The organism is Carnobacterium sp. 1290_CSPC (assembly GCF_001053265.1).
Taxonomy (GTDB): Bacteria; Bacillota; Bacilli; order Lactobacillales; family Aerococcaceae; genus Aerococcus; species Aerococcus urinaeequi.
In genome coordinates this window covers 44,018-50,377 of sequence record NZ_JVVG01000058.1, presented here as the reverse complement: position 1 = coordinate 50,377, position 6,360 = coordinate 44,018, and the positions used below count along the sequence as shown (strand labels likewise).

Annotated in this window: 5 protein-coding genes; all 5 read right to left on the bottom strand. The window is 41.2% G+C overall.

Features of this window, described 5'->3' with window-relative positions; translation table 11 throughout:
* Nucleotides 1-134: 134 nt before the first annotated feature.
* The 5 genes from AC973_RS05180 to obgE all read right to left on the bottom strand — a co-directional run bounded on the left by AC973_RS05180 (nucleotide 135) and on the right by obgE (nucleotide 6,354).
* Entirely contained in the window at nucleotides 135-647 is a 513-nt protein-coding gene (locus AC973_RS05180; RefSeq protein ID WP_048728144.1) for an adenine phosphoribosyltransferase, read from the bottom strand.
* Nucleotides 647-2,992 carry a single-stranded-DNA-specific exonuclease RecJ gene (recJ, locus tag AC973_RS05175; protein ID WP_048728141.1) on the bottom strand — a complete coding sequence of 782 codons (2,346 nt, stop codon included), beginning with the start codon at nucleotides 2,990-2,992 and terminating at the stop codon, nucleotides 647-649. The genes AC973_RS05180 and recJ overlap by 1 nt, the downstream gene beginning before the upstream one ends.
* A gap of 32 nt (nucleotides 2,993-3,024) precedes the next feature.
* A complete protein-coding gene (locus AC973_RS05170) occupies nucleotides 3,025-3,822 on the bottom strand; it encodes an SDR family NAD(P)-dependent oxidoreductase (RefSeq protein WP_048728138.1) in 798 nt (265 codons plus the stop codon).
* A gap of 27 nt (nucleotides 3,823-3,849) precedes the next feature.
* The gene (gene rnz, locus AC973_RS05165; protein WP_048728135.1) at nucleotides 3,850-4,770 is read right to left on the bottom strand and encodes a ribonuclease Z; all 921 of its coding nucleotides are present in this window, start codon (nucleotides 4,768-4,770) and stop codon (nucleotides 3,850-3,852) included.
* Between the two features lie 258 nt (nucleotides 4,771-5,028).
* Nucleotides 5,029-6,354: a GTPase ObgE gene (gene obgE / locus AC973_RS05160; protein ID WP_048728132.1), complete on the bottom strand. Its 1,326-nt coding sequence runs from the start codon at nucleotides 6,352-6,354 to the stop codon at nucleotides 5,029-5,031.
* Between the last annotated feature and the right edge of the window lie 6 nt (nucleotides 6,355-6,360).

Genomic DNA, 6,360 nt, shown 5'->3' with positions numbered 1-6,360 from the left:
AAAAACGTATTCGTGTGCTTTAAAATTATTTACCAACACTATTTGTAAAAGAACCATTATTTATGCAAAAAAACATGACCAAATTTCGCCCTATAGGGATTTGGTCATGTTTTCTGTTATTTTACTACTTCATACTAGTAGTGCATCAATGAGAATACGTCAGTACCAGCGATTTTTTCTCTGGCTTTGAATTCATCTAATTCTACTAAGAAGGCTGCACCGACAACTTCGCCACCTAATTTTTTAATTAATGATACACAAGCTTCGATGGTACCACCAGTTGCCAATAAGTCATCTGCAATTAAGACTTTATCGCCTGGTTTAATCGCATCTTTATGGATTTGTAGGGTTGATTGACCGTACTCCAAACCGTAATCGATTGACTCGATTTCACGAGGCAATTTACCTTTTTTACGTGCGGGAACGAAGCCAATATTTAATGCATAAGCAACTGGACAACCAACGATAAATCCGCGGGCTTCTGGTCCAACAACCACATCTACATCTTTCTCACGTGCAAATTCCACGATTTCATTAATTGCTTCGTGGAAGGCTGGGCCATTCCCCATCAAAGGCGTGATATCTCTAAATAAAATATCTTTCTCTGGGAAGTCCTGTACGTCTGCAACATATTGTTTAAAATCCATTATTTTCCTCCTGAATAGAAATAATTTTTAATCATCGTAACATCATTATACCGTAAGAGTCGTTCATTATTGATTTGGGTTTCCCAATCGGCCATGGTTTGAGTAGCCAATAAGTCTACCTTTTCATTTACCGGTAAGGTCACTAAATCTGTATTATGCCATTTAACCAATTCCGCTTCTTCTAAGACTTTCACCATTAAATCAAGTTTCACTTTAGAAATTTTGAAGAAGTCTGCCAATGCCTGTTCCTTACCCGCCAGTGGAACTGTTCCGTGGCCTTGTAAGTATTTATATAATTGGCCGAATTCTTGCCGGGTTGGCTTTCCAACCATGTAGGCATTGACCGCAGAATAAGCATAGATATAAATATTATCAATTGCCGCCTGGTTTATCAGGTTTTTAATTGCTGATAAGTCCTTTGGAATATCAAAAATAACTAAGCTATTCTTACTAGCAAATGCTGATCCTTTTTCAAGTATTTGATCAATCTCACTGGTCATGATGGCTTCACTTGTGAAAGGGATTTCGTCTTTATAAGCCTTGAAAAACGGCGCATTTTCAAAGACATAAGTGGCATTTTCAATTGACATGATTTGATCACGCTCACGCATATTTCGCAAGTCAAAAATACTTTTACTAGACTGGCGAATATCCTTGATTTGAGCTTGCGGTGATTGGTTTCCGTTCCATGCGTTGATGGACAAGGTAACCACCACATCGATTGGTTCGTTCGCTACTAATTGTTTGGCTAAGGCACCAGATTTAAAAGCAATCATACTTGTTTTGACATCTGCATCTGCTACTGTCAGTTTTAAAGTATTCTTGTCCTTCCCAATCAATTGGATTTGTGATAATTGGACGTCCTTTATTAAAAACAAGGGGTGTCGATTATCGGTACCAAAGGGTTTAATTGGGTCAAGGGCTTTGATATTTTCAAGAGTGATGTCTGCAATCCCGATTATCCCATCAATTTTCAGCGGTGTTTGCTGAGTATATACCGCTGAAAATTCAGCCATACGATCTAATAAGGCTGTTTTCCAAGCTTCAAACTGGTCAATAGCTACAGTCATCCCGGCGGCCATTTCATGACCACCAAATTTGTCCGCATAGTCTTTACCGGCTTGTAATACTTGGAAAAGGTCAATCCCTTCTATCGAACGGCCAGAGCCTTTATAGCTGCCATTTTCAGTATTCTTACTTAGTAGAATGGTTGGTCGGTGGTATTTTTCAACCAAACGGCTGGCTACAATTCCAAGGACTCCTTCATGCCAACCTTCTTGGCCCAAGATAATCATTTGCGGTAATTGACTTTCGCCGTCAACTAAAGCTTCCGCTTCAGTCACCATCTCATCAACGATGGCTTTACGGGCGTTATTTTCTGAGTCCAGTAACTCAACCAGTTCACCAACTTCTTGGTCATCAAAAGAGGTTAAGAACCGCACACCAGGGTTTGGATCGCCTAAACGACCTAAAGCATTTAATCTTGGTCCCAGAATAAAACCAATCGTTTGCTCATCGATTTGGTCTGGCTGGATGCTTTCTTTTTCAAGGAACATCTGTAAGCCTAACCGCTCGGTATGCTTCATTTGGTCTAAACCAGATGCCACAATAACTCGGTTTTCGTCAGTTAATGATACCAAGTCAGCAACAGTGCCAATAGCGGCAACATCCAGTAAATCACTTGGCGTTTCACCAAGTAAGGCTGTAGCCAATTTCAAGGCGACTCCAGCACCTGCTAAATCACCAAAAGGATATTGGCCTTCTGGGTGGCGTGGATGGACGATGGCATAGGCATCCGGCAAGCTGTCTCCAATTTCATGGTGGTCCGTGATAATCACGTCAACATCTTGGTCTTTGGCGTAAGCTACGGCTTCGTGTCCTGCTACCCCATTATCACAAGTCAGGATTAGTTGGGTCCCTTTCTTGATGTAATAAGCATAGACATCCTTGTTTGGTCCGTACCCATCTTCAAACCGGTTAGGTAAGTAGAAGGATACATTGGCCCCAAGCATTTCTAGGGTTTCATACAAAATAGTCGTTGAAGTGATCCCATCTGCGTCATAATCCCCGTAGATTAAAATCTCTTCATAATCTTCAACCGCTTGTTGTAGTCTTGAAACGGCCTTTTCCATATCTTTTAATAAGAATGGATCATGAAATACGGGTTCTTTAGCGATAAAAGCTTGAATCGCTTCAGGTGTTTGGTAGCCCTTATCATAAATGACCTGTACGACCATCTTTGGTAAGGATAGGTCTTCAGCTAGCTGCTGGATAAAGGCTGCAGCTGTATCATCTGCATTGCCTAAGTATTCAGGTTCTATCCATTCATAAACTGATTGCAACAAAATTTGTCCTCATTTCTAAGTTTCGTAGAAAATTAGTCTCTAAATTGGCCTTTTTCATAGCTCATATGAATCAAGCGATAGGCTAGGCTTGGCGCCAATCTCATTAGACGGTTCATAATGTCGTAGTAAAATGGCACGACTACCTCAAACTGGCCACGTTCAATCGCGGTTGCCATTTTGTCAGCAACAATCTCTGGTGTGGTGGCAAAAGATTGGACATTTTTAAAGTATGACCCATCTTTATCCGCGATATCAAAGAAGGCAGTGTCAACTGGACCAGGCAAGATACAAGTCACTTTAATCTTGGTTGACCATAAATCTTGTCTTAAGCCGTTAGCAAAGGCATGAACGCCCGCTTTACTGGCTGCGTAGACAGCTGATTTAGGCGTTTGAATTAAGCCAGCAACTGACGCAATTAAGGTGATGTTATTGGCTTTCGTATCTTGGTGTAACATCCCAGCAGCAAAGCGTTTTGAAAGAAACATGGTTAATAATAAATTTGTATGGGTCAGTTTTGCGATTTGCGTATAAGCTTGGTCACTAATTGTTGAAAAATCACCGAAGCCTAAACAATGGACAAAATTTTCGATTTGTCCTTTGTCAAAGCAATATTGGGCGAATTTCTCGGCTTCATCACCAGTCACTAAGTCGGCTGTATAAGCTAAAACTTGTCCAGCACCTAATTCTTTGGCCTGTTTCTTTGTTTCGTCCAACCGCTTTTTATTCCGACCGTTGATGATGATATTTCTACCTTCGCTGGCCATTTTATAAGCAAAAGCTTGACCGATTCCAGAAGATGCACCTGTAATGACTGTGTATGTTTGAGACATTTTCATCACTCCTATAAATGTGGCTACTTATCCGAGACTGATTGAATCAAAATCTTTTACAATTTGGCTATTGACAAACACTTTTTTGGCATCTGCCTCCAGTTGTTGTGAGGCTTTTCCTACATATCTAGCTGAGATATGGGTTAGTAATAATTTCTTGACATTGGCTTCCTTAGCCACCTGACCAGCTTGTTTAGCGGTTGAATGGTAGTAATTACGTGCCATTCGTTCCTCGCCAGCAGCAAAGGTCGCTTCATGCACTAAAAAGTCCGCATCTTTAGCAAGAGCTACCGCATTTGGGTTATAACGGGTATCACCTAGGACGGTTACAATATGGCCCTTTTTGTCAGGTCCAATAAAGTCACGACCATCTAACTGGGTACCGTCTTCTAAAGTAATGGACTTACCTTGTTTTAATTGACCTAGTAAAGGCCCATTTGGTACGCCCGCTTCCCTAGCCTTATCAATCAACAACTCCCCTACTTGGTCTGCCTCAATGACTCTAAAGCCATAAGACTGAACGGCGTGGTCTAAAGTCTTATAGATGACCTGGTATTGGTCATTTTGAAAGACCATTCCTTCATCGGCTAACTCCTGAATGATTAGATCATATCCTAAGGTCGTACGGGTAACTTTAAGAAAGTTATCAATATAAGCTTTAATCCCTTTAGGTCCATAAATGGTCACCGGAGCTTCCCCGCCTTGATGGCTTCTTGAAGATAAGAATCCTGGCAAGCCAAAAATGTGATCTCCGTGTAAATGCGTGATAAAAATTTTAGTAACTTTACGCGGTTTCAATGTGGTTTTCATAATTTGATGTTGCGTTGCTTCCCCACAATCAAACATCCACATTTCATTACTTTCGTCTAATAATTTTAACATGATGCTTGTCACATTACGACTTCTACTCGGAACGCCAGCACCTGTTCCCAAAAAAGTTATCTCCACTTTTTTTCGCTCATTTCTATTATATATATTCGTAAAAAATCAAGAGCGCACATTAAATCCAAGTCTCCCTGTTCAATGTGCGCTCGTCTTTCGATGGGTTTGAGACTGAAGTGTCACCCTCCCACCAACAATCCTCATGATATCAGGCGCCCAAAGTCAGAATTATCCGCTGCTTCCCAAAATACGCCAATTACTTTTATAGTAATTGTTCGGCTTTTGATCCGGCCCGTCAATTCTAAACGACTTTTGTCGCACCTACTATTCTTGGAATTCAAACTCGTAATCTAAAATACGGATAATATCCCCTTGTTTCGCACCACGTGCAGCCAAGGCTTTATCAACACCCATATTCTTCAACTGACGAGCAAATCGTAATGCCGACTCATCATATTCCAAGTTCGCCATCTTGAATGTTTTCTCAATCTTGTCACCGTATAGGTAGAAGGTACCATCAGATTCACGGCCTACATAGAATGGTGGCTCTTCGTCTTCAGGAATTTCATAAACCACTGTTTCAGTAGACGCTTGTTTACCTTCTTCAGCAATGCGCTCTTCTTCTAAACGGATCAATTCAGCCGTATGGTCCATTAAAGGATCTAAGCCTTCTCTAGTATAAGCTGAAATTGGGAAAATTTCTGGCAATTCTAAGTCTGGATAGTTCTCTGCAAAATAACTTGCAAGTTTTTCCTTGAATTCTTCAATATATAATTCTGCTTCAGGAATGTCCATTTTATTGGCTACGATAATCGTTGGTCTAGACATCAAATTATCATCATAATTATCTAATTCTTTGTTGATAGCTACATAGTCGTCAAATGGGTCGCGGTTTTCAGAACCACCCATATCAATTACATGTAAAATCACCTTAGTACGCTCAACGTGGCGTAAGAATTGGAACCCTAAACCAATACCGTCAGCAGCCCCTTCGATTAACCCTGGTAAATCGGCTAATACAAAAGATTCATGTGAACGGGTATTTACCACACCCAAGTTCGGTGTAATTGTTGTAAAGTGGTAATCACCAATTTTAGGTGTTGCCGCTGTAACAACAGATAGTAAGGTTGATTTACCAACTGATGGGAAACCGACTAATCCAGCATCCGCGATCAATTTCAATTCTAGTTGTAGGGTAATTTCATCACCTGGTTCACCATTTTCAGCGATTTCTGGTGCCGGGTTGTTGTGGGTCGCAAATTTCATGTTCCCACGGCCACCACGACCACCATGTGCAACGATGAGCTCTTCACCGTTCTCCACTAAATCACCAATAATTTGACCAGTGTCAAAGTTTTTGACAACAGTTCCAGGGGGTACAGCGACATACATATCCTCTGCACCACGACCGTACATACCTTTTGGCATCCCATTTTCACCTGGTTTCGCCTTAAAGTGTCGGTTGTAACGGAAATCCATCAAGGTTCTTAACCCTTCGTCAACTTTGAAGATGATGTCGCCTCCGCGACCGCCATCTCCTCCAGCTGGACCTCCGTCTGGACGATATTTTTCTCGTAAAAAGGCAACCATACCGTCGCCACCCTTACCTGCTTTTACCCAGATCTTGGCATAATCAAAAAATGTTGACATATGTTA